At 60.8% G+C, this 24,805-nt stretch carries 25 protein-coding genes; 7 read left to right on the plus strand and 18 right to left on the minus strand.

Annotated elements, in window-relative coordinates; translation table 11 throughout:
• Nucleotides 1-28: 28 nt before the first annotated feature.
• The 5 genes from ACR9ZN_RS01570 to ACR9ZN_RS01590 form a co-directional block, all read right to left on the minus strand.
• Nucleotides 29-1,399, minus strand: a complete 1,371-nt coding sequence (locus ACR9ZN_RS01570; RefSeq protein WP_481271137.1) for a SidA/IucD/PvdA family monooxygenase — start codon at nucleotides 1,397-1,399, stop codon at nucleotides 29-31.
• A gap of 204 nt (nucleotides 1,400-1,603) precedes the next feature.
• The gene (locus ACR9ZN_RS01575; protein ID WP_441774063.1) at nucleotides 1,604-2,926 is read right to left on the minus strand and encodes a SidA/IucD/PvdA family monooxygenase; all 1,323 of its coding nucleotides are present in this window, start codon (nucleotides 2,924-2,926) and stop codon (nucleotides 1,604-1,606) included.
• Complete coding sequence (locus ACR9ZN_RS01580; protein WP_481271138.1) at nucleotides 2,923-4,566, minus strand: class I tRNA ligase family protein; 1,644 nt, start codon at nucleotides 4,564-4,566, stop codon at nucleotides 2,923-2,925. The genes ACR9ZN_RS01575 and ACR9ZN_RS01580 overlap by 4 nt, the downstream gene beginning before the upstream one ends.
• A gap of 4 nt (nucleotides 4,567-4,570) precedes the next feature.
• A complete protein-coding gene (locus ACR9ZN_RS01585; RefSeq protein ID WP_441774061.1) occupies nucleotides 4,571-4,924 on the minus strand; it encodes a cupin domain-containing protein in 354 nt (117 codons plus the stop codon).
• Between the two features lie 40 nt (nucleotides 4,925-4,964).
• The gene (locus ACR9ZN_RS01590; RefSeq protein ID WP_434961093.1) at nucleotides 4,965-5,588 is read right to left on the minus strand and encodes a LysE family translocator; all 624 of its coding nucleotides are present in this window, start codon (nucleotides 5,586-5,588) and stop codon (nucleotides 4,965-4,967) included.
• Nucleotides 5,589-5,716: 128 nt separating this feature from the next.
• Between ACR9ZN_RS01590 and ACR9ZN_RS01595 the strand changes: the two genes are divergently transcribed.
• Nucleotides 5,717-6,736, plus strand: coding sequence for a GlxA family transcriptional regulator (locus tag ACR9ZN_RS01595; RefSeq protein ID WP_481271139.1), 1,020 nt, complete (start codon nucleotides 5,717-5,719; stop codon nucleotides 6,734-6,736).
• 327 nt (nucleotides 6,737-7,063) lie between these two features.
• Nucleotides 7,064-10,045 carry an NAD(P)-dependent oxidoreductase gene (locus tag ACR9ZN_RS01600; RefSeq protein ID WP_481271140.1) on the plus strand — a complete coding sequence of 994 codons (2,982 nt, stop codon included), beginning with the start codon at nucleotides 7,064-7,066 and terminating at the stop codon, nucleotides 10,043-10,045.
• Between the two features lie 147 nt (nucleotides 10,046-10,192).
• Here ACR9ZN_RS01600 and treZ read toward each other — a convergent pair whose 3' ends face one another.
• Both treZ and treY read right to left on the minus strand, forming a co-directional pair.
• Nucleotides 10,193-11,998: a malto-oligosyltrehalose trehalohydrolase gene (gene treZ, locus ACR9ZN_RS01605; RefSeq protein ID WP_481271141.1), complete on the minus strand. Its 1,806-nt coding sequence runs from the start codon at nucleotides 11,996-11,998 to the stop codon at nucleotides 10,193-10,195.
• Entirely contained in the window at nucleotides 11,995-14,706 is a 2,712-nt protein-coding gene (gene treY, locus ACR9ZN_RS01610; RefSeq protein WP_481271142.1) for a malto-oligosyltrehalose synthase, read from the minus strand. Before treY ends, treZ begins: the two co-directional genes overlap by 4 nt.
• 219 nt (nucleotides 14,707-14,925) lie before the next feature.
• Here treY and ACR9ZN_RS01615 point away from each other — a divergent pair, with 219 nt between their 5' ends.
• Both ACR9ZN_RS01615 and ACR9ZN_RS01620 read left to right on the plus strand, forming a co-directional pair.
• The gene (locus tag ACR9ZN_RS01615) at nucleotides 14,926-15,147 is read left to right on the plus strand and encodes a hypothetical protein (protein ID WP_434961088.1); all 222 of its coding nucleotides are present in this window, start codon (nucleotides 14,926-14,928) and stop codon (nucleotides 15,145-15,147) included.
• A gap of 76 nt (nucleotides 15,148-15,223) precedes the next feature.
• On the plus strand, nucleotides 15,224-15,511 hold the full coding sequence (locus ACR9ZN_RS01620; protein WP_454818393.1) for a hypothetical protein: 288 nt from the start codon (nucleotides 15,224-15,226) through the stop codon (nucleotides 15,509-15,511).
• 501 nt (nucleotides 15,512-16,012) lie between these two features.
• On the opposite strand, the gene ACR9ZN_RS01625 is transcribed toward ACR9ZN_RS01620, so the two are convergent.
• From ACR9ZN_RS01625 to ACR9ZN_RS01650, 6 genes are all read right to left on the minus strand, one after another.
• Complete coding sequence (locus tag ACR9ZN_RS01625) at nucleotides 16,013-16,162, minus strand: hypothetical protein (RefSeq protein WP_481271143.1); 150 nt, start codon at nucleotides 16,160-16,162, stop codon at nucleotides 16,013-16,015.
• A gap of 216 nt (nucleotides 16,163-16,378) precedes the next feature.
• Nucleotides 16,379-16,624, minus strand: a complete 246-nt coding sequence (locus ACR9ZN_RS01630; RefSeq protein ID WP_434961085.1) for a DUF982 domain-containing protein — start codon at nucleotides 16,622-16,624, stop codon at nucleotides 16,379-16,381.
• Nucleotides 16,625-16,684: 60 nt separating this feature from the next.
• The gene (locus ACR9ZN_RS01635; RefSeq protein WP_434961084.1) at nucleotides 16,685-16,873 is read right to left on the minus strand and encodes a hypothetical protein; all 189 of its coding nucleotides are present in this window, start codon (nucleotides 16,871-16,873) and stop codon (nucleotides 16,685-16,687) included.
• A 275-nt stretch (nucleotides 16,874-17,148) separates the two neighbouring features.
• Nucleotides 17,149-17,394 carry a DUF982 domain-containing protein gene (locus tag ACR9ZN_RS01640; RefSeq protein WP_454818389.1) on the minus strand — a complete coding sequence of 82 codons (246 nt, stop codon included), beginning with the start codon at nucleotides 17,392-17,394 and terminating at the stop codon, nucleotides 17,149-17,151.
• 75 nt (nucleotides 17,395-17,469) lie between these two features.
• On the minus strand, nucleotides 17,470-17,715 hold the full coding sequence (locus ACR9ZN_RS01645; protein WP_434961082.1) for a DUF982 domain-containing protein: 246 nt from the start codon (nucleotides 17,713-17,715) through the stop codon (nucleotides 17,470-17,472).
• 60 nt (nucleotides 17,716-17,775) lie between these two features.
• Nucleotides 17,776-18,003: a DUF982 domain-containing protein gene (locus tag ACR9ZN_RS01650; protein ID WP_434961081.1), complete on the minus strand. Its 228-nt coding sequence runs from the start codon at nucleotides 18,001-18,003 to the stop codon at nucleotides 17,776-17,778.
• Between the two features lie 572 nt (nucleotides 18,004-18,575).
• Here ACR9ZN_RS01650 and ACR9ZN_RS01655 point away from each other — a divergent pair.
• Together ACR9ZN_RS01655 and ACR9ZN_RS01660 are read left to right on the plus strand one after the other, a co-directional pair.
• Complete coding sequence (locus tag ACR9ZN_RS01655) at nucleotides 18,576-18,740, plus strand: hypothetical protein (protein ID WP_481271144.1); 165 nt, start codon at nucleotides 18,576-18,578, stop codon at nucleotides 18,738-18,740.
• Between the two features lie 53 nt (nucleotides 18,741-18,793).
• Nucleotides 18,794-19,024 carry a DUF4167 domain-containing protein gene (locus ACR9ZN_RS01660; RefSeq protein WP_481271145.1) on the plus strand — a complete coding sequence of 77 codons (231 nt, stop codon included), beginning with the start codon at nucleotides 18,794-18,796 and terminating at the stop codon, nucleotides 19,022-19,024.
• Between the two features lie 74 nt (nucleotides 19,025-19,098).
• Here the strand turns inward: ACR9ZN_RS01660 and ACR9ZN_RS01665 are convergent, their stop codons facing one another.
• Nucleotides 19,099-20,025 (minus strand): ABC transporter transmembrane domain-containing protein, encoded by a 927-nt coding sequence (locus ACR9ZN_RS01665; protein WP_481271147.1) that lies wholly within the window; start codon nucleotides 20,023-20,025, stop codon nucleotides 19,099-19,101.
• A gap of 345 nt (nucleotides 20,026-20,370) precedes the next feature.
• Nucleotides 20,371-20,673 carry a YMGG-like glycine zipper-containing protein gene (locus tag ACR9ZN_RS01670; RefSeq protein WP_434961076.1) on the minus strand — a complete coding sequence of 101 codons (303 nt, stop codon included), beginning with the start codon at nucleotides 20,671-20,673 and terminating at the stop codon, nucleotides 20,371-20,373.
• A gap of 270 nt (nucleotides 20,674-20,943) precedes the next feature.
• Between ACR9ZN_RS01670 and ACR9ZN_RS01675 the strand changes: the two genes are divergently transcribed.
• Entirely contained in the window at nucleotides 20,944-21,105 is a 162-nt protein-coding gene (locus ACR9ZN_RS01675) for a DUF1328 family protein (RefSeq protein WP_149250000.1), read from the plus strand.
• A 139-nt stretch (nucleotides 21,106-21,244) separates the two neighbouring features.
• On the opposite strand, the gene ACR9ZN_RS01680 is transcribed toward ACR9ZN_RS01675, so the two are convergent.
• The 3 genes from ACR9ZN_RS01680 to ACR9ZN_RS01690 are packed head-to-tail and all read right to left on the minus strand — an operon-like array spanning nucleotide 21,245 to nucleotide 24,782.
• Nucleotides 21,245-22,279 carry an ABC transporter permease gene (locus tag ACR9ZN_RS01680; RefSeq protein ID WP_481271149.1) on the minus strand — a complete coding sequence of 345 codons (1,035 nt, stop codon included), beginning with the start codon at nucleotides 22,277-22,279 and terminating at the stop codon, nucleotides 21,245-21,247.
• Between the two features lie 11 nt (nucleotides 22,280-22,290).
• Nucleotides 22,291-23,277 (minus strand): ABC transporter permease, encoded by a 987-nt coding sequence (locus tag ACR9ZN_RS01685; RefSeq protein ID WP_481271151.1) that lies wholly within the window; start codon nucleotides 23,275-23,277, stop codon nucleotides 22,291-22,293.
• 8 nt (nucleotides 23,278-23,285) lie between these two features.
• Complete coding sequence (locus ACR9ZN_RS01690; protein WP_454818375.1) at nucleotides 23,286-24,782, minus strand: sugar ABC transporter ATP-binding protein; 1,497 nt, start codon at nucleotides 24,780-24,782, stop codon at nucleotides 23,286-23,288.
• Nucleotides 24,783-24,805: the final 23 nt, after the last annotated feature.

The following is a 24,805-nucleotide window of genomic DNA, read 5'->3' on the forward strand; positions in this document are numbered from 1 at the left end:
TGGCGGCTGCCTCAAGCCGCAAGATGCCTTAGGCGGCACTCATCTGCTTTTTCTCCTCGCTGCGCTGATCGATCGGGTGCGGCAGGCTGGCCTGCAACTGCGATCGAATGCCCTCGAAGATCCTTTCCGCCTTGTAGGCGATCAGGCTGAAGGACTGCGTATCGGCAATGCCATGCGTATGCTCGCAATGGCCGTTCATCCAGATGGGCACACTCACGCGGTCGGAGGTCTTGAGCCTGTAGTCGGGCGTGATGGCGAGCAGGCCGTCATATTCGCGCTCGACCTCGCTCTCGATGCCCGAAAGCAGGCGATCGGGCGCGGTATCGCGATATCCGGTGGCGAGGATGACGAAATCTGCCTCGATCGGGGCAGCTTGGTCTTCCTTCATGATGTCGCGTAGTCGAAGGCTGATGCGCCCACCGATCTCCTGGACGGTATCGATCTCGTGCCGGTCTATGATTGTGGCGTTCGACAGGCCCATCAGGCGCCGTTCGTAGAGGAAGTTCCATTCCTGCGCCGAGCATTCGGCGTCGACGCCCGAGAAATTGGTAGCCCAGGATTTTTCGAAGATCCGGCGCCGGGCGGCCGGCGTTGCCGCCGAAAAGCGAACGGCCTCGGGCGGCATGTAGATCTGGTTCGAGAACTGGGACATGTCATATTGCCGGAACGGTAGTCCCCGATGAAGCGACGTGACATGGATGCGGTCCGGCTCATGTCGCGTCAACAGATCATGCATGATTTCCGCGGCGCTGAGGCCGGAGCCGATTATGGCGACGTGAAGGGGTCTGCCGGCCGAGGCATGAATGCGCTCGTCGAGTTCCTTGCGATAATAGAGATAGTTGCCGGCGTGACGGGCGAGATGGTGGGGGACCGCCTCGAACTGTTCGGGCAGGAAGGGTTCCATGCCGCAAGCCAGCATCACCTGGCGGGCGCGATAGCGCCCCTTGCCGGAGGTGACTGTCAGGGTGCGTCGCTCGCCGTCCGAAGCGGGGCCGATCGATTCCACGGCTTCGCCATAGCGCACATACTGGCCGAGCTGGCCGGCGGCCCAGCCGACATAGTCGGACCATTCGATCCGGCTTACGGCTCCGCTCCAGGCGCCGTGCTCGAACAGCCTGCCCTGGGCCTTGAGATAGCGCGCGAAGGTGAAAGCGCTGCCAGGGTCCCTCGGCGTTGCCAGATCCCGATAATGGTTGTGGTTGATGTTGGTCCCCGGCAGGAGGAGGCCGCCCTGCCATGCCGTGCTCGATTGCTTTTCCAGAAAGACGACCCTGTGGCGCATGTCGGGGGGCAACGAGCCGGCGCGGACATTGTCCTCGATGGCGGCGGCCACGGCAATCGCCGCTGGGCCGAAGCCGATGCAGACCAGTTCGTGAGTATTGTCGATGGAACCTGTCATCTTGGCATTCTCCATACTGGATACAGGTTGTGCGGCATGGTTGGCGGATCGTGGTCCGAACCATCTCGAACAGGGGCAGGCTTGTTTCGTTGGGAAGCCGCGCTAGAGAAAAATGACTTGTCTTCGAAACATCATTTTTCTCTAACTCTTTGTTTTAACGCGTTTTCTTAATTGGAACGTCTATCGACTTTCCTGAAAAACGCTCTAAGCACGCATGGCGGTCGCCAGCTTCGGAGGAGGGCGTATCGGTGCCCGTCTGTCGAGACGCTGGGCGGCGGATATTGCAATGTCCCGTGCCCGGATCGAAAGAAGCGAGAAGGAGCCCGCATCGCCGAAGCCGTGGGAACTCTCGCACAGGCCGTTGAGATAGACCGGCGGCGCATCCGACCCCACCAAGCTGTAATCCCTCGCAACTGCGAGTCCCTGGACAGGGTGGAACTCATAGTCGCCGCAAAGGTCGCTCAGGAGAGGATGGATCAGCTCCCGCTGGCCGCCGCTTCCCAAGTCGAGGAACCCGGTGGCGAGGACCACTGCGTCCGCCGCCAGTTCACGCACTGCCTGCGCATAGCGATCCTGGATTGTGAGCCTGGTTTTGCTGCCATCCGAGATGCAACGCCGGATATCGGCGTTGTTGATGATGTTGAGATGGTTCGGCCTTCCCTCCAGATGCGATTCATAGCGCCGGAGATAGAGCTGATTGATCACATCGGCATCGGCAGCCGAGTAATTGGTCGATCTCAGTTCCCGGGACAGCGCCATCCGCCCGTCCCAGGAGGCGGCATGGAAGTAATCCGTAAACTGCGGAAAGTAGATCTCGCCGGTGAAGGGGCTGGTATCCTTGAGCCTGTAGCCATAACCACGCATCAGGCCGTAGATCTCGGCTTGCGGAAAGCGGCCATCGAGATCGAGCATGATCTCGACGGCACTCTGGCTGGCGCCGACGACGACGATCTTCTCCGGCTGGGACAACTGCGTGATCCTGGGCAGATAGTCCGACAGGTGGAAGATCTTCTCGCCCAGGAGGCCGGCGAAAGCCTCCGGGATGTTGGCACTGCGCCCCGGTCCTACGACGACAGCGCGAGCCAGATAGCGGCTGCCGTCAACGCAATCGACCTGGAGCAGTCGGTCCGCACCGGAGCCGTGAACCACCTGTAGACTGCTCGCGGTCCGATCATAGGAAACCAGATGCGAGAAGTGCCCGGACACCCATTCGACATAATGCGCAAATTCACGGCGTAGTGGATAGGCGCTGCCTAGATTGAGATAGTCGAAGAAACGCCCCGACTGATGCAGGTAATTCACGAAGCCATAGCGGCTCCTGGGATTGACGGGGGTGATCAGGTCTCGCAGCGGGTTATGCTGGATGTCGCTGCCGCGAAGCAGCATGGTGGGCTGCCAGGCGAATGCGGGCCGGGCCTCGATGAAGTGGAGGGACCCGGAAAAGCCGGCGTCGTCGAGGGCAACGGCGAGGGCGAGATTGGCCGGGCCGAAGCCAATGCCGATGATGTCGATGACGGGAGGCTTCACGATGCTCTCCTCAGGGCGGGTTCCCGGTCGAACCAGGCGGCAGCGAGCGCCTGGCCATAGGTCGTAGCCTCGATCTGACACTCCTGGCCAGCCAGGCTGGCTGGCCAGGCGTCGGTGGCGCCTTTCGCGAAAGCCTGGCTGAGGCGATCGCTGAAGGCGGGCATCAAGGGGCGGGTTATGAGCGGCAGGACCAGTTGGAAAAGCGCCGCCAGGTAGCGAACTTCCTCGATTGCCTCGGCCCTGGCGAGGCGGGGCGAAAGGGCATGCCGGCTGCCGGCAGCAATGCGCACCAGCAGCTGGCTCAGATGCTCGGCAATACGCTGGGGGCTGAAGGTTTCGATTTCGTGGAAACGGGCGAAGCGAGCAAGCACGCCGCCAAGACTTCCCGCGGTCCGCTCGTCGATACGCCAGCGCTGGCCCGATAACCCGAGTGCCGCGGCCGCCTCGAGGATGCCGCTGGCCGCTTCCTTATAAGGCCGGGACAGGCGAACCTCGACCAGTTCGTCCATGGCGCCTTGCGTGAAGTTCATCTTCTGATATTCGGGATTTGCTAGGGCAAGATAGAACCGCACGGCGTTGACGTCCCGTTCGCGCAGAAGATCGCGTCCCCAGATCAGGTGTCCCTTCGATGTCGAGAACTTGAAGTTCTCGAGTTCGAAGAATTCATTGGTGAGAATGGTGTCGACGATCCTGCAATCGCCATGGGCCCAGGCCAGGGCCGGATGCACGAAGGTGAAGAAGAAGCTGTTGTCATAGCCGAGGAACTCGACGAGCTCGGCCTGCCGGCCAAGGCTCCAAAGGCCGGTCCTTCCACCGTCGCCGGTTGACTTTTCGCCGTCCGCGATCCGCGTGGAATTGATCAGGCCTGGCAGCATTTCCGCCCAGACATTCAGGACCTGGCCTTCGAGGCCGGCGAAGGGGGCGGGGATGCCCCAGTCGGACGGATAGGTGAGAGGGTAGTCCGGTAGCGGCTTGGACAGCATCTCGAAGGCAAATTCGACGACATGGGGTCGCCAGATGCCGCGCTTGCTTTCGTAGAAGGCCGTGAACTGGCTGCGGAAACGTTCGAGCTCCAGGACGGCGATCTCGACCTCGCGATAGTCGATGTCGCCGGCCGAGCGGCTGGAGGAAACCAGTTCGAGAGTGCGCGTATCGTTGGGATGGCCGCAAGCCTCGCAGATCGCACCCGCTGTCGGCGACCAGCAGACCGGACAATGGCCGGAAACAAAGGATTCGAACAGATAGCGATCCTCTGCCACCGAATAGGGGAAACGCCAAGGTTTGCGCACGGCGTGGCCATTGGCCTCCACCTTTGCGAGGAAGGATTGGACGAAGGCAACGTGGTCATCGTCCACCATGTTGAACGCATCCATGCGGATGTCGGCGGCTTCCAGCGTCTGGCGCATTTCGCCATGGCAGGCGGTGGCCATGCGATCGGGATTCTTGCCCAGACGTTCGGCCGTGGTCACGACATAGCTCTGGTTGCGATCGGCCGAGCAGACATAGCGGACTTGATTGCCGCGCATGCGCTGATAGCGCGAGAAGATGTCGGCGCCGAGATAGGGCCCCGAAAGATGTCCGACGTGAAAATCACCGTTCGGTGTGGGGGGCGTGGCCGTTACGATAAAGGTGCGGGACATCGGGTCAGGCTCCCTTCGCATCTGCTTCAGGAGCGCCCCACCAGACGCAGAGAAATGCAAGCTCCTCGTCCCGGGAGGTATTGTCGACGAAGTGCCGTGAGAAGCGGGGCAGATAGACGACGTCACCGCTGGCTACAGGGCTGGTTTCGCCGTCCACCGTTATCGTGCCGCTTCCCGAAATGAAGATGAATGTTTCTTCTTCATCGTGATCATGTGGAATCGATTGCTGGCCCGGCATGACCTTCATGACGGCTCCACCCCAGGGCGGCACCGTCACGCCCTTCCAGGGATAGAGCCGGCGAAAGGCGCCGCCATATTCGTCAGTCCAACCGTCAGCTCGTTCCGTCCTGATATGCATGGTGCCCACCTCTGTTTGGGACGGTGGCTGGCGCCACCAGTTAGGTGTGGAGCACGGGCAGGAACATCCATATCGCTACGCCGATCAAGCAGACCGAGAAGAAGATGTTGACACCTCGACCCGACGTTCCTCCGCTAAACAGGCGTGCGATGGCGGCTCCAGCCAGAGTCCACACGGCAAAGGCAATCAGATTGTTGACAGTAAATATTGTGGCTATGCTAAAAACGTGACCTACTTTGTCGTCATAATTTCCCATGAATTGAGTAAATATGAGACCTATTATTAAGTAAGCCTTTGGGTTTAGAAGAAGTATTACGGCTCCATCCAGAAAGCTTGCGCGCCCCTCCGTCGTCGCGTCCAGTTCGCTTTGAGGGGTGGCGAAAGCTGCCTGAGCAAACTTGATGCCCAGCCACAACACATAGAGTGCTCCGGCTATATTCAGGATTTTTGCCACATGGGGCTCCGACAGGAGGGTCAGCCCCACCCCGAGCCCGATCAGCAACGTCACGATGAATGTGGCGACGTGATAGCCCACAAGGGCCGGCACTGCTGCCCGAAAGCCGCCGGTGGCTCCGAGCGTTGCGAAGAAGGTGTTGCCCGGTCCTGGGCTGTAGGCGAGTGGAAACAGAAAAATGACGAACGCGACCAGTGCCTCTCCGTTCATGGCAAATACCCTCCGGATGACGGTCATAGACGATTTAGATACCTAAGGGGTGATATCCACTATTTCTGGGGGAGCGTCCATTTACATCATCGGGACAAGATAGAGATTAGGTGTGCTCTCGCAGATTTGTGGAGGACAAATTGACCTCATTTTCTGCCACGACCACATCAAATTCTCCGAGAGAAGTCGTAATCCTGATCACAGAAAACGCGATTACACTTGATGCCGCTGGCCCGATACAGGCTTTTCACGAAGTTGGTTTGAGGTACAAGGATAGGGCATATCAAATTACTGTCGCTTCACCATATGGTGGAGTAATTCCGCTCGATAGCGGTATAAAGTTGGATTCAAATTGTATATTTGATTTAAGTGCGGAAAAAATAGATACACTTTTGGTTATTAGTTCATATAAATTTTTGAATTACACGGGTGAAGCTGCGCTGATAGGATGGTTGAAAGAAACAAAGACGAGGATTAGACGTATCGGATCCTTGTCTATGGGTACATTTCTATTGGCTGAGGCCGGCCTTTTAGATGGTGCCGACGTCGTGATGCACTGGCGATGGCACGCGTCGATGACAAAGCGTTTCTCTTCCATGACGGTATTATCGAACTGTCTATATGCGCGGCGCGGCAATGTCTGGACCTCCGCCGGCATGACGTCGGGGATCGACATGGCTCTGGCAATGATCGAGGAGGACCATGGCAGGGCCCTTGCCCTGGACGTGGCTCGGACCCTGCTGGTCTTCATGCACCGGCCGGGAGGCCAGGCGCAAATCAGCATTCCGCTGGCCGCACAAAGCCGAGACATCGGCAGCCGCTTCGGCGCCCTTCATGAATGGGTCATGACAAATCTATCGCGCCGGCTTGATATCGAGGTGCTCGCCGACTGGATGGGCATGAGTCCGAGGACATTTGCCCGTCAATATAAGGAGGCCGTTGGAGACACCCCCGCCAAGACGATCCGCCGCATGCGCATCGAGGTGGCAAGGAGCCTGTTGGAAAAGACGAGCAACAGCATCTCCTCCATTGCCGTTCAATGTGGGTTCTCGGACGTGGAGAACATGCGGCGGGCTTTCCTGAAGGATGTTCAGGTCGGGCCGGCCGAATACAGGGAGCAGCTCGTGGTCCCAACGCGGGCGGATTGACTGTGTGGCGTCAACACCAATGAGACAAAAAACCGGAATGGAAAGCTACCAGCCGAGGCGGTGATCAAGGATATCCGCCGGGCCGTACGCAAGCCCTATGGGGAGGGGAGAAGGTTCGCATCGGGCTTCGGGCTGGAGGGCTTGAATGCCTCCCGCTCCGCCTGGCTGTCATGATGGCGATCCGGTCGGATTGGCCTTGCCGCCAGATGCACGCGGAAATGCGCAACAAGGCGAATGTTGAGTTGGCCTCGCGATATTTGCGGCAGCAAGCGCCGGCTATTATCGGGCAACAAGAGCCTCTTTCACCCAAATAGGAGACGCCGACCGATGGCGAATGCCCAGACGTTGAAGGCACAGCGCGACAAGACTCTCGAACTGACGCGTTCCGGGCCGCCGGCGCGTACTTCCAATCCCTTCTTCGGCGTCGGGCCGATCACTGACGGCACGCTGGACGAGGTCGATGCGCGCCTCCTGCGCTTCGAATTCGACAACTGGCTCGAGAGGAACTATCGCAAGCTCGATGACCACGGCGCGGATCTGGGTCCCTTCACCACCGCCGAAGTTGGACGGAGCATGCATCGGGGCTATCCCGCCGACAAATTCCTCACTGACATGATGCGGGAGATTCATCGTTATTTCGAGTTTCCCAAGGCCAACAAGATGGCTGTAGGGCTCGGCGGCGGCCATAGTGGTTTCACGGTCTGTGCCCTTCATCTGGTAACCGCCAACGATCCCAGCCAGCATGTCTATGTCGACACGCTCCGACCGGAATCGGAAGCCGCCAAAGGAGGCGGCTTTTTCCGGCAGTCCTGGGGGGCGCAGCTCATCGAGATGCACCGCCATGCCCGCAATGGCGATGAAAGCCGCATTCATTTCGCCGAGCAGGAAGGCGCCATTCCCAGTGCCGATGCCCTGGAGAAGATGGGCGCCAAGCTCTTCATCGGCGTCGGTCATGAGACCACGGGCGCCACGACCTATACTGCCCAGGACATCGCCAACCTGATCGAATGGCTCAACCGCAATCCGGCCGAACACCATGCCGTGCTCGACGCCACCTCCATGCTCGGGGCCATGCCCTGGGGCGAGGAGGCGGTGAAGAGCGTCATCGATAAATGCTGCATGTTCATGCCGTTCCAGAAGGCGATCGGCGGCATTTCCGGCTATTTTGTCGTCTCGTTCACGCCGCAGGCGCTGGACCTAGTCGAGAAGAACCAGAAGTCGCCATCCTGGGCGATCCCGCGCCAACTCAAGATCGTGGCGCCTGTCGATCCCAAGCGCCCGCTCACCGGCGAGCGGACCGTCAATGTCGGGCCGATCTACGATCCGGCGCAGGACAAGATGCTGGGCGGCGTAATCAACACCTATTCCACCCTTGCCTTCGCCGAGACCACCTTCGGCCTGCTGCGTTCAGAAAAGCGCCTCGGGTCGGTGCAGGATCTCTATAAGCGCTCGGTGCGCAACCGCGCCGCCGTGAATGATTGGGTGGCCAAGCACCCCCTGTTCGAACTCGGCGTCGCCGATCCCGAGCGGCGCGGCGCGGCGGTGACGCTGCTGCGCATCAAGGATGCCGACATCACCGACCCCGCCATCCACGCCCGCATCATCGCGCGCTCCAAGCAGGTTCTGGCCTATGAAGGCATCACCCATCCCAATGGTGAGCATGAGCGCGGCCTCGACGTCGCCCGCTATGTCAACGCCTTCCCGGGCACGCCTGGCGATTACCGTGCCTGGATCGGCGGTATCAGGCCGCCGGAGGACATCGACGCCCTGCTCGACAATCTCGAATACGCCTATCTGCGCGCCAAGATCTTGGTGCTGGAGGAGGAACTCGCCAAGCTCGGCGAGACCTTCCCGGTGAGCGCCGGCGCCGGCGGCGAGCGCTTGCGTCGCGACCATTCAAATCGCGCCTACAAGGTATTGGTGGCCGATCTCGTCGGCATGCGCTTCAACGGTAAGGGGGAACCCGATCACCAGGAAGTCCGCCGCCACATCGAAGCCAAGGGCGGTGTCTTTCATCTCGGACCGATCCTAGACGAGGGGGCGCTGGAGAAAGGACGCATCCACTTCTTCTACCAGCCCGACCTCAGCACCGAGGCGGAGATCCTGCCGCAGACCGACAAGGGCCAGTATGACGCCGTGATTGCCGCGGCGACGTTCCTGCCCAAGGGTTCAGTCTTCCCGCTTGGCGGCGTGCGCATCGGCGCCGGCACCGGCAATATGGGATCGGCCTCCTGGGGTGGCGGCAGCGGCATCGGCGGCGAAGCGCCCCTGATGAACACGCCGAGCTTCAACAGCCGTGCGACGGCCCAGATGGCTTTCAAGGCGCTGCTCAAGGTAGCGCCCGATCTCAAGGTCGACGAATTGCACCGGCGCGTCGTTGCCGGCGAATTCGATACCGGCAAGCATTTGCGCGACTTCCCGACCGAAAAACTCGAAGGCCGCCGTGTTGCGGTCATCGGCTATGGCAATATCGGCCGCGAGCTCGCCAAACTCGCCAGCGCCTTCGGCATGCGGGTCGCCATCCACGCCCGTGCGCGCCACAAGGAGTGGATCGAGTTGGAAGGCTTCGAATACGCTCCGACCGCCGAGGCGGCGGCCGAGGGGGCCCATGTTCTCACCGTGCATACGGGCCTCGGCCCGCTCGATGCCGAGAGCGGGCGCTTCGCCAACCAGTCGCTGGTCGGCTTTGATATTCTCGATCGCCTTGCCGACGGCGCTGTGCTCATCAACTACGATCGCGGTGAGGTCATTGATGCCGAGGCCCTCGACGCGGCGCTGGAAAAGGGCAAGGTTTCCTATGCCTGTATCGACGCCGATCTTTTCCGCGACGCGGCTGATGGTACGCTGTCCGGCCCGATGGTGCCCTATCGCAAGCTGGAAAGGCGCCACCCCGGCAAGCTCGAGCTCCTGCCGCATGCTGCCGCCGACACCGACCATCCTTCGCGGGTCGAGGGCGCCAGGCAGGCGATCGATCAGATCTTCGACGTCATCCATTATGGCGTCGTCACCAATCTGAAAGGTGATCTGCCACCGGGCTACAGCAATGCCGGTGCTCGGACAGTGCCTGGCATTGGCGCGGTGAGTGCGGGCGACATTGCGCGAGCTGTCGGCGATGAGGAGGTGCTTGCCCAGGCCAGGGCAGCCTCCGAGGCGCTTGCCGCTATCTGGGGAGCTCTTTGTGCGACGACTGACCCGCAACGGCGGGCGGCGCTGATCGAACGCTACGGCGCTTCACTCGTGCAGCACACCAACCGCTATGCCGCACTTGTGGATAGGCTGGGGCTCAAAGGCCCTTATGCGGGCACATGATGGAAGGGTGAGCCCAGCCTCAGCTCAGCCTTACGCAGTACAAAGAGAAAAGGAGCAGGAATTTCTGCTCCTTCGCCCACTGATCGCTGGTGTCGAGCGCAGTCGGTTGTCTTGGAGGCGCCCAGCCTTCCCACAGTACAATCACGTTCAGGCAGGTTCATTCGGCGTTTCAATCGTCCAAATCGTGGTCCAGGCGCCGAGAGTTGCGCCTTCCCAGTGACCCTCGATCCAGATGGGTTGCCCTTTGATGGCCTCCTGCATCCGTTTGGGCGTGTCGCCGAGATTAAGAACGACGCGGAGCATCGTTTCGTTCGTGCTCTGCCAAAGAACATCGACGATCCCATTCTCCCCGACGCGGTAGTGTCCGGCCTGCGGGAGGGTCGGTATGAGCGGCACGATCCTCGCGGCGCGAACCGACAAGATCCGCCGGTACCAGCCAAGTATGTCGGCATGCGGGGTAGCCTTGCGTTCCGGCCAAAGTAATTTGGCGGAACGGAAGGTCTGCTCGCTGACCGGATCGGGAATCGTTTCGCGCACCTGCGGGTCGGCGTATTCGGGAAATCGCGAGAATTCGTCGCGCCGTCCCTTGCGCACGGCGTCGGCCAGTTCGCCCTCGACATCGCAGAAGAAGGTAAACGGCGTGGACGCGGCCCACTCCTCGCCCTGGAACAGCATGGGGATCTGCGGTGCCAGGAGATAGGCTGCCGCAGCAGCCTTGACGGCCCCGAGCGGATGATGGTGATGGATGCGATCGCCAAAGGCGCGATTGCCGATCTGATCGTGATTCTGCAGGAAAGAGACGAAAGCGTCCGGCGGCAAATGGGCCGATGGCTGCCCACGGCTGCTGCCGCGATAGGCCATCGTCTCGCCCTGAAAGGCAAAGCCCTGCGCCAATGCGCGGCCCAGCAGTTCGGGCCGGCGGGCATAGTCCGCATAATAGCCTGCATCCTCGCCGGTCACGGCCACATGCAAGCCGTGATGGACATCATCGTTCCACTGCGCGGTGAAAGCGGGTGTTCCGCCTCTTGGCCGATCGAGCCATTCGGCGCTGTTCTCTTCGTTTTCCAACACGAGATGAACAGGCCGATTGCCTATGGCGGAGCCGACCGCGGCACGAATTTCGGCAAGGAGGTGGAATGCCCCAGCATCGCGTATTTCGTGCACGGCATCGAAACGCAATCCGTCCAGGTGGAACTCCTCCAGCCAATAGAGCACGTTCTCGATGGTGAAGGCCCGGATCTCTGTAGATCCTTCGTCATCATAATTGATGGCCGGCCCCCACGGCGTCCGGTGGCGCTCGGTAAAGATGGGAGCATAGAGCGGCAGATAGTTACCCTCGGCGCCGTAGTGATTGTAGACGACGTCGAGCAGCACAGAGAGGCCGAGGCCATGGGCCTCATCGATGAAGGCCTTCAGTTGCTCCGGCCGGCCATAGGCCGCATCCGGCGCGAAGGGAAGGACGCCGTCATAGCCCCAGTTGCGTCGCCCCGGGAAATCGGCCACCGGCATGAGCTGGATGGCGGTCACCCCCAGTTCCTTGAGATAGCCCAACCGTTTGGCGGCGCTGGAAAAAGTGCCCTCCGGCGTGAAGGTGCCGATATGAAGTTCATAAAGCACCGTTTCATGCCAGGCACGTCCCCGCCAACCCGAATTGCGCCAGCGATAGGCCGCGGGGTCGATCAGTTCGCTCGGGCCATGAATGTCCTCGGGTTGGAAGCGGCTCGCCGGATCCGGCACCATCACGCCGTCCTCCAGCACAAAGCGATATCGGGCACCAAAGTCGGCGGCCACCGACAGGCTATGCCAGCCGCCGTGGCTTTGCATCGAATAGGCTCTCTGCTCCAATTGCAGGCCGACCCGGCGTTGCTTTGGTGCCCAGAGGCGAAACAACACCCTGCCGTTGCGCAGGACAGGGCCGAAGCGTGGTTCGTAGCGGTTCGACGGCATGGTCATGGCTGCGATTGCCGAACTGCCGGTGGCGTCTGCGCTACCAGGACGGCGGCGGGCAACTCTGCCAGGAGCATCGCAAGGTCGATGCCTTCCTTTCCAGGTGTGATCTGGCGTCCGGAGAGTATTTCGCCATAGACGGGGTAATGATGGGCGAGGGGTAGAAAGCCATCGATGGGACCGCGGCATGGGAACCGGGCTGCCACGACGACGAAGGCACAATCGCCATGCTGCCGCGAGAAGGCAATGAAGCGATCGTTTGCCATCGCGATGGGCCGATAGTCACCTTGTGTGAACAAGGCTTCATGTCGGCGGCGCAGGTCAAGCAGGTTGGCGGTGGTCGCCAATTTGGCACTGCCGTCGAGAAGATCGTCCCGTGCGATCGGCCCGATGTCCTTCAGGCGCCTGGTGAGCCAGTCCCAGTCGACGGGACGGCGATTATCAGGATCGACCATGCTGAGATCGAAGGCTTCGGCACCCTGGTAGATATCGGGCACGCCGGGCACGGTGAACTTCAATACGGTTTGCACGAAACTATTGGAGGCACCGAGCTCGATGACGCGCTTTTCGAAGGCGATGAAGTCGGCAAGAAAATCCTGGTTTGCGAAAGCGGCGGCAATGTAGTCGTGCAGGGCCTTTTCATAGGCTTCGTCAGGTGCGGCCCAATTCGTGTGAACCTTGGCCTCGCGCACCGATTTCAGCATGGCAGCTTGGATGCGCTCCTGGAAACGTTCGAGCTGGCTCATGTCTTCAGGGAGCAGGCCTGTAGGCCAGGCGCCGACGAGCAATTGGAAGAACAGGAAGATGTCGTTGCCATCAGGCTCGGCCTCGCCGCCGCCGAGCATGGCACGCCAACGGGTACTGGCTTCGGCGAAATCCGAGGCAATTTCACTGAGAACGGCAAGGCGAGCCCGGCAGTCCTCGCCGCGCTTGGTATCATGCGTCGAAGTCGCGAGCATGGCGCCCGGGCGGCGAGCGAGATTGGCGGCATGGAAGGCGTTGACGCTGGCACCGAGATGATCGGGATGGCCCCCGACTTCGTTGGCGGCAATGAACCGGTTATAGCGATAGAAGGCGGTGTCCTCGACACCCTTGGCCATGATCGGCCCGGTATATTGCTGGAACCGCATGGCAAAGCGCATCACGTCCTGCCGGCTGAAACCGCTTCCGGGCCTTGCAACCGCCTGGGTGCTGAGCAGCGAGAACAGGAAGTCGAATACCGAGCGGTCTATGCCAGCCCCGGAGCGCCGTGCATGGGTGAAGGCACTTTCGAGTTCCTGCAGGTCGGCAGGGCTGGCGCCGTCCATGTCGACATAGGTCCGATAGACCCGAAACCCGGCGACGATTTCTCTGAGCGCACGCTGCAGGACATTGCGGGTGAAATCGGCGGTGCGTGGATTGGAGCGAGCGATGCGGGCTGCCTCGCGCGCAAGCCCGCCGAGTTCGCCGGCCATCTCGTCTTCCATGATGGCCAGCTTGCACTCGCGGCTGATGGCTTTGAAGCTGCGCCTCTCACCGCCGAAGCGGTGATAGAGTTCGTCGAGCCGCGCCTGGCCGTTCGGGTCGACCAATAGATTGGTGAGAAGGTTGGCGAATTCGTAGCCGGTGGTGCCGTCGGCATGCCAATCCTCGCGCAGTTCCTCGCCCGCTCCGAGGATCTTCTCGACCACCAGATAGATTGGCCGCGGCGCTTTTTCGCGCAGGCGCCGGCAGTAGGTCTTGGGATCCAGCAACCCGTCGATGTGGTCGATGCGCAGCCCATCGAGCACGCCCTTGGCGATCAACTCGAAGACCAGACGATGGGTGTGGTCGAACAATTCCTCATGCTCGATGCGCAGTCCGGCAAGATCGCTGATATTGAAGAAGCGGCGATAATTGATGTCGTCGGCTGCCACCCGGAAATAGGCCACGCGCCAATGCTGGTCGGCAATCAGTCGGTCGAGCGGCCGCCAGCTCTCCAGCTCTCCGGCGATGCCGGCGAAATGCCGCAGACGCTCGGCCACGGCCTCCGCCACTTTGGAATCTCCCGCAACCAGGCCGGCAAGATCGGCCTTGAGTTGCGCGGCCCTGCGAGGTTCATGCGGATGGAACCCTTCGAGATGGGAGAAGGCATCGCTCAGTTTATCGAGCTCGGCATGATCGCTCCCAAGGATGCGGCCATAATGTCCCGGATGGATGGGAAGCTTGTGGGCGCCATGAGCCCAAACGGCGATCTCCCCGGCGGCGGCATCCAAGCATAGCTCCAGCCCGCCACCGGCAAGCACCGCGCCATACTGGTCGCCGAGGACGGGGATCAGCACCTTGCCCTTGAGATGCGAAGGCTCCGGCTGCCAGTCGATGTCGAACCAGCCGGCGTAGGCCGAGCCCTGCCCCCATTCGAGCACATCGAGCCAGTACGGATTGTCGGCGCCGTTCACACCCATATGGTTCGGGACGAAATCGAGGATGAGTCCCAGCCCTTGGGCGCGTAGCACCTGCGTCATGTGGTCGAAATCTTCTTTCGAACCGAGTTCGGGATTGAGGGTGGAATGGTCGACGATATCATAGCCATGGCTGCTGCCCGGCCTCGCTTTCAAGAAAGGGGAGGCATAGACGTGGCTCACTCCCAATTGGGCGAGATAGGGGGCTATTGCTTCGACCGCCGCGAAATTGAAGCGGGAATTCAACTGCAAACGGTAGGTCGCCCGCGGTGGCGGACAATCAGTTTTTGACATGGAACATTCCCGATCGAGTCGTTTTGTCGAACCAGCGACGACGCCGAAAGTTTCGCGCGGCTTAGGATCGCCCATGCCGGCGGTGAGGTGAAGCCCCGTCTCACCCCACGCGAAATCAAGAAGCCGTCATCGAGCAATGGTCCCGCGACGAACTGGCTATGGTCACTGCCGGATCTTTCGAGCCGTTCGTGGGTTGGAGGATTGGAGGGAGTAGGGGCGATGACCTCAATGTTCGATTACGATCCCGAAGAGATCGTCAGTTTCGAAGGCCATGATATCAGCTTGAAGGAGGCCGTGATGCGGTATCGGCAGGCCAAGGCCCATCCAGACCCGCTCACGGATTTTTCGGCAATTCGGGATCCCGGCAAAATACCTCAGATCTTCGAAGCCGAACACTTCGACGCGCTAGCCGCGCGTGCTGAATTTGAGAGTGGAGACTGAGCGCGACGCAGCGGTAGCCATGCAGGCTCGTCACATCGCTTGAAGATTGTTCATGGCGCCCGGAAGGATCGCACCCATGGTCTCCGAAATTCCCGACCCCCTTACGGTGGGAAGTCTCGTCACGTTCTCTGCCGCCCCCGGCCATAGCCAACCGGATTTTTATGAAGGCGCTCCGATCACCCTTGTGCCGGGGGTGGGAGAACCGCTGATCGGCCGTGTTCTCGCTCATACTTCCGACGAGGTGGTGGTTGCCATCGCCGACACTCAGTTGGTGCTGACACCCGTTGCGGCGACTTTGGATGAGAATGAAGGTCTCGATTACAAAGGGGCATGGGCCGTTCGATCGATAATGCCCCTGGCCTGAGACTTGCGGCTCCTGCAGCAATCATGCTGCAAGATGAAAGCCGGTTCGGCCCTTGAGCTCGGAGCCAAAGACGGACTTGATCGATTGAGCGAGAGGATCGCTCGTTGAAATAGTCCCTGGCAATTTTCTCGCCTGCATTCGGAAGACGATTTCAGGTGCTTGGGTGAAATCGGGTCGAGACGGAACCTATCTGCGGGTTTTGCTGTTCTCTCCCCGCGACAGTACCACGGCGTGCTTCGCGCTTCAGCAATGGGATGTTGCTGACGAGGCGGCCCGGCCAGCGTTCCCTGCCAGAGAAAGCTATGCCGGGCCGCCGCACGAATTGCGGAACAAAGGACCTGGAAACATGTTTGGTGGGCGCGAAACGATCCACCCGAAAGCATTCGGCGTTTCGTTCGGCTGATGGTGAGATCGGTCGAGGCGGCCCGGCCAATGTTGATCACAACGACCTCGGCGGCCGGGCCGCTCAGGACACCGTCCTAGGTTTTTATCCAGGCGACGTCACTCTTTGGCGAGGAATGTATCGGGCCTTGCATTGCCGGTCATCCTCAATGTGCCGGGCGGTTCCGCAAAAGCCGCCTGCAGCCTTCTGAAAATGGCGTCGAGCACGACAGACTGTCTCCAGCGCACCAAGCTGCCGTCAAAGGACATGCATCCGGTCAACTCCACCCTTCCTCCTCTTGGCAGACCGTGGGTGAGGCTCCAGGAAAGGTCTATCATCGGCCTGTGCAGGGTAGTCGACCTTCGGTGGCACGAGCGGTGTTTCGTCCGGTGGCGTCTTCTCGACGCCGGGCCCCTTCTTCCGGGCCCCGCGGAATGGGCCGTCGAATGGTTTTCGGCGCTTCGAAGCGGGCATCCCAATCTCCTTCACGGCATCACGCGCATGTCGGCTTCCTTGCAGGCCGCGACGAAAGCCGTTCTGGCATTATCGGGTTCGTCCATGCCTGCCATGACATCGAGGCAAACGCGCCGAGCGTCGATGAGCCGCGGTCCCCTTATTGTGGGCCAGTCGTTCAGCAGAAAATGCGATGCCTCTTCGGTCGAGACGAGAATGCGGTATTGGCCGGCATCGATCTCAAATTGGACCGGTCGACTCCAAGGCAGGGTGTCCATAATATTCCTCTCGCCCATCGGCCTGGAAGCAGGCTGATGGTTACGATATATTGCATGAAGTTACAGCATACCGGCTTGCCGCCGACGCTCCACATCAGCTGTGTTGAGCTTTTCGAGAAGATCTCCAGCCTCGTCTACCTCGAAACCTATCACTTCGAAGTCGTCGATTACTGCCGCCAAGCCCGTGAAGATATCGAACACGGTCCACTTGCCGTCGTCTTCCTTACGAAGATTATAGCGTCGTACCATAGGCGGCACCCTAGCACGAAAGTAGGTCGTGTCCGAACTTATTTGGCTGGCGCCGGCAAAAGCGCCTTCAGGTCACACCTGTTTTGGATCAACCAGTGGGGGCATCTCGGGCGGGTTCGGGACGTCCGGCGCGATCGGCGTATTCCCTGGTGGCGGTGGCACAATCGGTATCTCGTTCGGGGGCGTCGGATTTGGCTCCGGCATGGGCGGCGGGCTCTCCGTCGGGGATGGGGTGGCTGGCTTCGGCTCCTTCGGATCAGGCATTGTGCTCTCCTTCAGTGTATGACTTGCATGCCGGATTCGTCACAGGCTTCGATAAATGCCTTCCGGGCGAGATCGGCCGGGATTGATCCGGCCAGGGCATCGAGGCAGGCTCGCCTGGCAAGGAGATGCTTGTCTCCGGCTTCGGTCGGCCAATGGTTCTGTAGGAAGTCGGAAGCTTCCTCGCTCGACGCAATGATCCGGAACTGTCCGACAGTGGTCTCGAACCTCACAGGGCTACTCCAGATACCGATGTTCATGGCGCACCTCCTTGAACCAAACATCGGCAGGGCGATCTGGTTCCTGCAGGTGCGGACTCGGTTTCTGTTCGCTCGTCATCCGGCGACATGCATTTCAAGTTCAATACAGGCCTCAATGAAAACGGCCCGGGCAACATCGACGGATTCTGCTCCTTCAAGAGCATCCAGGAAGCCCTGACGTCCCGCCGCCGGTTTCCCGTCGGAGTCGATGGGCCAGTGTTTCAGCAGGAAGATGACGGCTTCGTCTGTCGAGCCGACAATACGGTAGTCTCCGATATAGGTCTGGAGTTCGACCGGGCGCTGCCAAGCGCGGTTGTACATTTCAATCCTCCGCCTACCTGAACTGCAGCGGGGGCATTTCGTTCCGACGGGCGGGCTTCGTCATGTGAGGATCACCCCAGCTTCCTCCGCGGCGAGCAGGAAGGCCGCCCTGGCGTCTTCGGGATCGCGCTTGCCCTCGATCGCTTCAAGGCAGACGCGCTTGGCGAAGTCATAGCGCTCGCCACTGTCAGCGGGCCAATTGTTGAGCAGGTAGTCCGCGGCCGCATCGGCATCGCCGATGGTAATGCCGTCGATATCGATCGGTCGGGTGAACATTGTCGGTGCCATCTGTTACCTCCTTTGGAGAAACACCAGGAGGGGGTGATGGTTCCGGCGAGGGGCGAATGAGCAAACTCGCCAATGTCTCGGAAGCCGTCCCCCCGTAAACGATGGATGGGCGTTGCCAAATCGCCCGATTTCACCCCAAGCGTCTCTGGTTTGGCACCCGTTCGGCAGCGACGGCAACCAGATGATGTCTGCCATTCTCTTTAAGGTAGGTCTTCGCTTCTGTGAGGTATTTATAAGCCACGATGTTGGAGGAGATATAAAAATCTAGATTCTGGCTCGTGGAATCATTGTGTTTGAGTACTTTGGATACTAAATAATAGACCTCTATCGTGATGTGGTTTATTACTTTTACGTCACGGTGAGCGGGTCTTTAAAAAAAGCCACATTTTCCCTCTATAGATACAACGTTGGTTAAGGTCAGCTTGGATCCGGTGTCATTTGAGACGCCGAAGTTTTCAAACATCACGACGGGTTTGACTGCGGCTTTTGCCGTATGCCGTTTCGTGTGACCTGCACCCAGCAATTTTTACACAAGTGACGCACGACGACCTGTTGCTGCGTCAGAGGAACTCATGAAAAACACTGTCAACCAGCCCTCCAAAGTGGGGGAGCAATCCCGCGTCGTCACGACCACGGTTCCGGTAACGCGTTCGGCACACGGCTCGACCTGGCAACCCGAACCATGCGGCCTCAGCCGCGAGGAACTGCGCAAGATCATTGCCGACCAACTCGGCTGATCCCACTCTCCAGAACAATATGAAAGAGCCATCGATGATGGCTCGGCACACAGATGAAAACAAGTAAACAGCAAATAAATCATAAATCCTCAACCGAACCGCGACGCTCAGAACCGAAAACGGCCGGCAAAAGCTCGAACAAGCTCCAAACAGTGCATGGCCGCTATGAGCGTTATCTGACACTGGCTCAGGCCGAGGCCATGGCCGGCGATGCTATCGCTGCCGAAAACTACTACCAGCATGCAGAGCACTATCTCAGACTGATGCACGACCCCGCGCAGTAGTATGGAGTTCGTCAATCTTGCGGTTGTGACAGGAAGCCTGGGGGAAGGGAGCCGGGGGGCTCGCGAGCTTCAGCCTACGTGTCGGCATTGCGCATCGCACTGGCCACCAGGCGATAGCGGGCCTGGATGACGCGATAGTCGCGATACCAGTTCACGAGATCGCTCCAGGGATCGTTGATCTTGGCGAGCCCGGAGACGAAGGCAACGACGGTCCCGATCTCCGTCCGGCCCTGGACGACGAGGTAGCCGCCAATACCCAGAATGATTGCCGTTCCCAGGGAGTTGAGCCAGTTCATCGCGAAGTTGAGCACGAATTTGAGCCTGAAGATGCTCATGTTCAGGCGGAATACCTGGTCCACGCGCCTGGATTGGGAATGATTGGTCGTTTCGTCGCGCTCGGCCGTGTCGACCAGCATCACGCTGATTTTGCGTAACACCCAGATGCGCGCTCCCACCCGCCGGTTTATGGCGCCCTGTATCAGCGGCACCAGGAAACATTGCGGCAGAAAGACGAGGATGCCGACGAGCGCCATCAGCGGCTGGAGATAGATGAGGTAGCCAAACACCGACAACAAGATGCCGATCTGGAGGATCGGGTCGGATAGGCTCGCGCCGACGAAGCCACCGATCGGATCGACTTCGGCCACGACCATGGCGATTTCGACGCCTCCGGCCTTGCCTGAGGGCAGCACCGAGTCAGGGCGTTGCGCAACATGCGAGATCTCGTTGCGGAGCCACCGCACCGCCGACTCGCCGATCCAATTGCGATAGAGATTGAGGCCTATCTTGATCAGGCCCTGCAGAAACGTCAGTGCAGCAAAGATGATCGCCAGCATCAGCACGCCGTAGAGATCGCCGCCCTTCACGGCAGAATTGACCAGGCGCCGCTGGATCTCGAGTGGCACGGTATCCGCGATAAACAGCAAAACGGCGCATAGGGCGATCCAGATCTGATGTCGGCCCGACACCCAAATGATGAACCCGACCAAGGTCGCGGGCATTTGGGCATGCGAGGAGGTATGCGGGCTCTCATGCGGACCCGCTTGCGCCGTAACTCGCCTGTAAATCAATGCCAGGAAACGTCGAAGCAATGCACTGCGACCCAAAATGTTGCGCCTTTCAACGTCAGCAGGACGCGAGCTGTTCCAAGACAAGGCGGAGACAAGGCGGCGGCGTCGAAGCATGACCGTGATCGCCAGCAAGGGCTGGCGGCTTGCCGGCACGAATCCAAGGGTGCCTCGCGATCGAGGCCTTTCGATTTTGGTCAGGCGGGAATGCACAGCGCGCCGTCGAAGAGGGCCGCGCGCATCGAGATCCGGAGCTGTGGGCAGCTCCGGATCGCTGCATCAGTAATAGGCCGTGCACACGCGGTTGCCATAGTCGTCATAGCCGACCCGGGCGCATCCGCGCTCGCCACTGGGTGGCGTCGTCGCGGCGCCCACGGCGGCACCTCCCACGGCACCGATGGCGCCACCAATCAGCGCACCGCGTCCGGGATGACGGTTGGAGACGGCAGCACCCACCGCGGCGCCACCAACACCGCCTATGACCGCTCCGCCAGCGGCGCGATCGCCTGGATTGTCGCTCGCGCAGGCTGTGACGGACAAAGCGATGCCGGCCGCCGCGAGAATTCTAAGCAAATCAGCCATGATCAATATCCCCGGTTGCAACAATGCAAGAACCTCGCACGGCGGTGATCGTTCCACTTTCGAATTTGCGAGGTCGACGCGTCCAGGACGTAAACGACGTGGCTGCCGAGGTATGCAGGCAAGTCGGAGCCGTCTTCCGGGAGCCGGAGAACTCAATCTATTCGATATGCACGGATGCCCCATCCCATGGAAGTAAGTGCGGTTTCCTTCACGGGGGGAACAAAAGTCCGCTCATGAGGTTCGATAGCGCCATGTCAAGGGGGTGCTATCATGCTCCACTGGATCCTCATTTTACTGATCGTCGCGGCGGCGGCGAGCCTCCTGGGAATGCCTGCGCTTGCGGGAGCGGCCGCGACGGGAGCCCGGGTCTTGATCGGGATCGCGTTGATCCTGTTTCTGCTCGTGCTCCTGGGTGTCCTCACCGTTGCCTAGGCTTGCCCGCGTGTCGATGCAGGGCGGAAGACCTTGCCGCAAACCGGCAGGAACCGAGCCGGTCGATGAGGCTTGTGGCCCCCATATGCGATCGCCGGATGTATCCATCGCGCCATCGACGATGTTGGCGACATGGTGGTTATCGCCCGGCGTGGAGCGATCGCAGGCCAAATAGGGTTGCCCACGACAGGCGCTGCTTGCGCAGCAGCATGACGGCATCGATCACCACGACGATCACGAGGACGAGCCCGATCACCGAGCTTTGCCATTCGGAGGGCACCTCGAAAAGATTGAAGGCATTCGTCATCAGGCTGATGAAGCCGACGCCCAGCATGGCGCCGATCAACGAGCCCTTGCCGCCCGCAATGCTGCCGCCGCCCACGAGGCACGCGATGATAATGTTCATCTCCAGCCCGATGCCGAGATAGCGGTTCGCCATGCCGATGCGGGCGGTGACCAGCACGCCGGCCAGCGACGCCATGAAGCCGGAGAAGACAAAGGCGCCAATGCGCAGACGCGTGGTGTTGATGCCGATCATGCCGGCCGCTTCGGGATTGCCGCCGAGGAAATAGAGCCTGCGCCCGAGCACGGTACGGCGCAGGATGAACTCGCCCGCGATCACCAGTGCCAAAGCGAAGATGAACATGCCGTAGATCCCGAAAACCTGGCCGTTGCCGAGCAAGGTGAAGGCCGCTGGAAATTCGGTGAAACCGCCGAGGCCGGTGCCGATCAGCACGACCTCGACCAGCCCGCGAACCATGTACATCATGCCGAGCGTGGCGATGAGGTGGTTGATCTTGAAAACCGCGACCAGAACGCCGTTGGCAAGGCCGATCAGAGCGCCGACCGCGAGGCCGCAGACGATGGCCCCAGCCATGCCGTAACCTGCCGACAGCGCATAGGCCGTGACGATGCCGGACAGGCCCATGACCGCCCCGACCGACAGATCGAACAGGCCAGTGATGAACAGCACCATCATGCCGATGGCGATGATCATGTTCGGTGCCATGCTGGTCTGCAGGGAGTCGAGATTGTTGGCGTTGAGGAAGGCCGGTGTGCCCAGCGCCAGCAGCAGCACGAGCGCGGCGACCACGGCCAGCGTGATCGCCTCCTGCTCCAGTCGCCAGCGCTTCAGGAAGGGCATCGTCTTGGGGGTGGCGGAACGGGCAGCCATGACTGTCTCCCTCAGACGCGATGACGATTGAGGAGCGTGTCGACCGCGACGGTGGCGATCAGCAAGGCTCCCACGACGAATTGCTGGAAGACGGGTTCGATGTCGTACATCGCCATGCCGTTCATGATCACGGCGAGCAGGAAGAGGCCGAGCACCGATGCGGCGGCATTGCCGCGTCCGCCATAGAGGCTGGCGCCACCGAGCACCGCAGCGGTGATCATGCTGAATTCGAGCCCGACGCCCATGTTGGAATCGGCATGGGTGATGCGTGAGGCTGTGTAGATGCCCGCAATGCCGGCCATCAGGCTCGACACCGCGAAGGCAAGCATCTTGATACGGCCCGTGCGTATGCCGTAGATCGCTGCCGATTGCAGATTTTCGCCGATATAGCACATCTGCCGGAACAGCACGCTGCGCCATTGGAAGAGCAGGGCGGCGACGACCAGGACGGCCATGGCGATGATGGTGAGGTTGATGCCGAGAAACGCCTGACGGGCCAGGCTGCGAAATTCGCGCGGGAAGATGTTGCCGCGCAGCGTCGTGGTCATCACGCCGACGATGCCGCGCACGATCAGCATGGTGCCGATGGTCAGCATCAGCGAATTGATGCGAAAGCGCACGACCAGGAAGCCGTTGACCAGGCCGACAATGACGGCGGCGCCGAGGGCCAGCGCAATGGCAAGCGGCAACGGGGTGCCCTGTAGCAGGAGATAGCCCGACAGGACGCCGGAAAGGGCGTAGACAGCCCCGACGGAAAGATCGATCTCGCGCAGCACCATGACATAGGTGAAAGCGAGCACGACCAGCGCTTCGATCGAGACGGCGAAGGCCAACGAATAAAGATTGCTCGCCGTCAGGAAGTTCTCGCGCGTGATGGCCAGAAAGGCGCAGAGCGCAACGGTGATCACCAGGAGGGGTATCGTTCCCAGACGGGTGCGGCGCCGGGCAGGGGCCGCGGGTGCGGCGGCGGCAAGCGGGGCTGTCTCTTGCTGGCTCATCCCGATCCTCACTTGTTCCCGGCAGCCAGGGCCATGACCTGCTCTTCCGTCATCGCCGCGCCTGTGAGCCAGCCCGCAACCTTGCGGGCGCGCATTACCAGGATGCGGTCGGCGAGAAGCAGGATCTCCGGTAGCTCGGACGAGAACACCAGCAGGCTGCGCCCCTCGTCGGCCAGGCCGGTCAGCGCGCGATACACGTCCACTTTGGCGCCGACATCGACGCCGCGGGTGGGCTCGTTGACGATCATGATCGTGGGGTCGCAGGAAAGGCAGGCGCTCAGCATCACCTTCTGCTGATTGCCACCGGAAAGTTCCTGCGGCGGCACATTGGTGCCGGCGACCCGGATGGCGAAGCGCTTGATTGCTTCGGCGGCTTGCGCCACTAGGCTCTTCTCACTGAGAAAGCCGAAGCGCGCGAAGCGGTGGAGCACCGGCGCCGAAACATTGTCGGCAACGCTGCGCTGCATGAAGAGCCCCGCATCCTTGCGGTTGGCGTTGAGATAGGACACGCCTGCCGCCATCATGCGGCGCGGTTCGGGCGAGGCAATCGCCTTGCCCGAGATTTCCATCTGCCCGCCTTCGAGCGGATCGAGGCCGAAGAGGGAGCGTGAAAGCTCGGCCGTACCGGAGCCTTCAAGACCGTAGACGCCGACGATCTCGCCGCGGCGCAGCGACAGCGAGACGTCCTCGAAACCGTCCTGCCGTATTGCGCCCTCGACCTTGAAGACGACCGGCTCCTGGCTCGCCTTGGCCGGGCGGTCGCGGTGATGGACTTCCGCCAGCTTGCGCCCCACCATGCGGCTGACGAGGTCGCTTTCCTGCAGCCCCTGGTTGACGAGCGTCTCCACCACCATGCCGTCACGCAGGACAGTGACGCGGTCCGAGATGCGCATGACGTCGCCGAGGCGGTGGGAGACGAACAGGATCGTCTGCCCCTTGGCCCGGAGCCTGGCGAGCAGGTTCAGGAGGATGCCTGAATCATGTGCATTGAGGCCGGAGGTCGGCTCGTCGAGGATGACGATCTTGCGCTCGACGTTCACGGCCCTCAGGATCTCGATGATCTGGCGCTGGCTGGGGGTGAGTTCCAGCACGCGGGTGCGCGGGTCGATGTCGAGTTCGAACATCGCCAGGAGTTCAGCCGTGCGCCGGTTCATCTCCGTGACGTCCACGAGCCCGCCGCGCAGCGGCGGACTGTCGACGAAGACATTCTCGGCCACCGTCATGTTCTCGAAGACGGCGAGTTCCTGGTGCACCATGGCAATGCCGTATCTGGCGGCATTCGAGGGCAGGAACTCGGTGACGGTCTCGCCATCGATCACCACCGTGCCGGTGCTGGGGGTGACGTCCCCCTTGATGATCTTGAGCGTGGTGCTCTTGCCGGCCCCGTTTTCGCCAAGCAGGGTGTGGATCTCGCCGCGTCGCACGGAAAAGCTGATGCCGCCGAGCGCCTTCACCGCACCGAACGACTTGGTGACATCCTTCAGCGAGAGGACGATGTCCGCCATGGCTGGTATTCCTGACTTGATGA

Source organism: Labrys sp. HAY1-8F (genome assembly GCF_056754975.1).